This window comes from Bradyrhizobium sp. (assembly GCF_049512235.1).
GTDB lineage: Bacteria > Pseudomonadota > Alphaproteobacteria > Rhizobiales > Xanthobacteraceae > Bradyrhizobium.
This window is the reverse complement of sequence record NZ_JBEKXH010000736.1, coordinates 1-2,501: the sequence shown is the minus strand read 5'-3', so window position 1 is coordinate 2,501 and position 2,501 is coordinate 1. Positions and strand designations below refer to the sequence as shown.

At 61.9% G+C, this 2,501-nt stretch carries 3 protein-coding genes; 2 read left to right on the top strand and 1 reads right to left on the bottom strand.

From position 1 onward, the window contains the following. Positions 1–35: 35 nt before the first annotated feature. Complete coding sequence (locus tag ABSG20_RS34605) at positions 36–677, top strand: glutathione S-transferase family protein (RefSeq protein WP_423868926.1); 642 nt, start codon at positions 36–38, stop codon at positions 675–677. 149 nt (positions 678–826) lie between these two features. Here ABSG20_RS34605 and ABSG20_RS34600 read toward each other — a convergent pair whose 3' ends face one another. Then, complete coding sequence (locus ABSG20_RS34600; protein ID WP_423868925.1) at positions 827–1,717, bottom strand: LysR substrate-binding domain-containing protein; 891 nt, start codon at positions 1,715–1,717, stop codon at positions 827–829. 99 nt (positions 1,718–1,816) lie between these two features. Between ABSG20_RS34600 and ABSG20_RS34595 the strand changes: the two genes are divergently transcribed. After that, positions 1,817–2,407, top strand: coding sequence for a nitroreductase family protein (locus ABSG20_RS34595; protein WP_423868924.1), 591 nt, complete (start codon positions 1,817–1,819; stop codon positions 2,405–2,407). Positions 2,408–2,501 lie beyond the last annotated feature (94 nt).

The following is a 2,501-nucleotide window of genomic DNA, read 5'->3' as shown; positions in this document are numbered from 1 at the left end:
CGGCCAACGGCCGAGAGAATGAAGGGGCAGCATGAATGCTGACGATTTGGGGTCGAAAGACGTCGTCCAACGTACAGGCGCTGATGTGGTGCGTTGGCGAACTGGGTCTGACCTATCAGCGCCACGACGTCGGTCACCGCTACGGCGGCAATGATACGCCTGCGTTTCTGGCCATGAACCCAAACGGCACCATCCCTGTTCTCGTCGATGGCGACCGTGCGCCCATTTGGGAAACCGGGGCCATTCTTCGTTACCTGGCATCCTGCTACGCTGACCCGGTATTTTGGCCGACCGAAGCATCCGCCCGGGCGCAAGTCGACATGTGGGCTGACTGGGCGAAGATCAATGTCGCGCTTGAGTTTACCAGACCCATCTTCTGGCGCGTGGTGCGCACCGCGCCGAACGATATCGACTGGTCGGCCGTCCGGAAATCGGTCGCCAAGCTCGCTAAGGTTCTTGACATAGCCGAGGCACGCCTGGCGGAAAATGACTACCTCTGCGGCGATGCTTTGACACTTGCTGATATACAATTCGGCCATTTGCTTTATCGATACTTCGACATCGGTATCGAGCGGCCATCGCATCCCGCCTTATTGAACTACTACCACCGCCTCACTGGCAGACCGGCGTTTTGCGAGCACGTCATGGTGTCCTACGAGGAGTTGCGCGTCGTTTGATGCCCGTTGGCGCCCGGCCTGGCATGTTATCCAGCGGCGCTACTACGCCGGCATGACCTGACGCGCGGTTCAATGCGCTTGCGCGTCGGGGCTCCAATCGAAGCGTTAATGGAGTCCTGAACAATCCTATGGTTTGAAATTTAGCGAGCTTACACGCGTGTTTGCCGTTTCAGCCACGCCGCGAAGCTGCGGAGCGGGCGGCGCGGCTCGATGTCCGGCCGCGTGACCAGCCAATAGGCAGGCCCCAGTTCGACCGTTTCACGGAACGGGCGCACGAGCTTTCCGCTGTCCAGCCAGGCTTCGGCCAGGCGGTCGCGGGCAACGGCAACACCCTGGCCCGCCGCGGTCGCACGCAGCAGCAGGGACGAACTCGCGAAGCGGGCCCCGCGGCTGAAGTAGCTCGACCTGGCAGCAGTGACCTCGATTCCGGCCTCCTTCAGCCAACGGATCCACTGCGTCTGCGGGTCGTCGTCATGGAGCAGCGGGACATTGACGAGGTCGTCGGCATGCTTCAGCTTCTCCGCGATTGCGGGCGTACAGACCGGAAACAACCTGTCGTCCATCAGCGGCTCCGCATGCACGCCGGGCCAACCGCCTTGCCCCATGCGAATGGCCAGATCACAGCCGCCGGAGCGCGGATTGACGATTTCCTTTGCTTCTTCGACCCAGATTTCCACCCGCGGGTGCCGCGACCGGAAGTCCGAGAGGCGGGGCATCAACCATTCGCAAGCGAAGGACGCGGTCGTGCTGACGCGGACCACGTTGTCGCACACCTTGAGCAATTCTGTGGTCCCGTCATGGAGAAGGTCGAGAGCGCGGCCCGCAATATCTGCATAGGCGGCCCCCGCCTCGGTGACGACGAGTCTGCCAGCCTCGCGCCCGAACAACGGCCTGCCGATCCACGCTTCGAGTTGCCGCAGTTGGCGGCTGACCGCGCCATGTGTAACTCCGAGCTCTGCCGCAGCCCCGACGGTCGTCCCGTGGCGTACCGCTGCTTCAAAAGTCTTCACGGCATTGAGGGACGGCAGTTTTCGCGACAATCAATTGGCCTGTGAGTTTTTCGCACATCCGATGGAAAACTACGCATTAGCGAGCAAAATGCAAGCATGGCAGAACCGGCCGACAACGAAGGGCCTCCTATGTCGAGCCGAATTGCCATCACTGACGATCCGATCGATCCGGCATTGGCGAGCCGCTGGAGCCCACGCGCCTTCGCAGACCGGACCATCGAGGAACAGACCATAGCCTCGCTGTTCGAAGCGGCGCGCTGGGCACCTTCTGCCAACAATCTGCAACCATGGGCGTTCATTCACGCATCGCGCGGCACCGAGGGTTTCGACCGGCTGCGCGGCTGCCTCAAAGAATCAAACGCGCTATGGGCAGGCAAAGCCGCCATTTTGGCGCTTGCCATTGTGCGTCCCACCAAGCCGGACGGCAGCGTCAACCCGCATGCCCGCTATGACCTGGGGCAGGCCGTCGCACATCTGACCTTCCAGGCGATCGCCCTCGGCCTTCATGTCCATCAGATGGCGGGGTTCGATCCCGAGCGTGCGAGAACGCGGATGAATATCCCGCACGACCACGAAGCCGTGGCGGCGATCGCGATCGGCTATCTCGGCGAAGCATCGGATTTGCCGGCCTCCTTACAGGAAAAGGAGCGGGCCGCACGCACGCGAAGGCCGGCGAAGTCGTTCGTCTTTCGCGGTCAGTGGCCGGATCACGATCAATAGGATCATCGGCGCGAAGGCCTTCGGCGAATGGCGGCTGTCTCGCATAGATAGGCAACTCATGTCCTTCGAACATTGGATAGCTTTCGTTGCGGCC

Excerpts from the sequence above, each read along its gene's own strand:
- ABSG20_RS34595 (WP_423868924.1), top strand. The coding sequence starts at position 1,817 with ATGTCGAGCCGAATTGCCATCACTGACGATCCGATCGATCCGGCATTG.
- ABSG20_RS34605 (WP_423868926.1), top strand. The coding sequence starts at position 36 with ATGCTGACGATTTGGGGTCGAAAGACGTCGTCCAACGTACAGGCGCTG.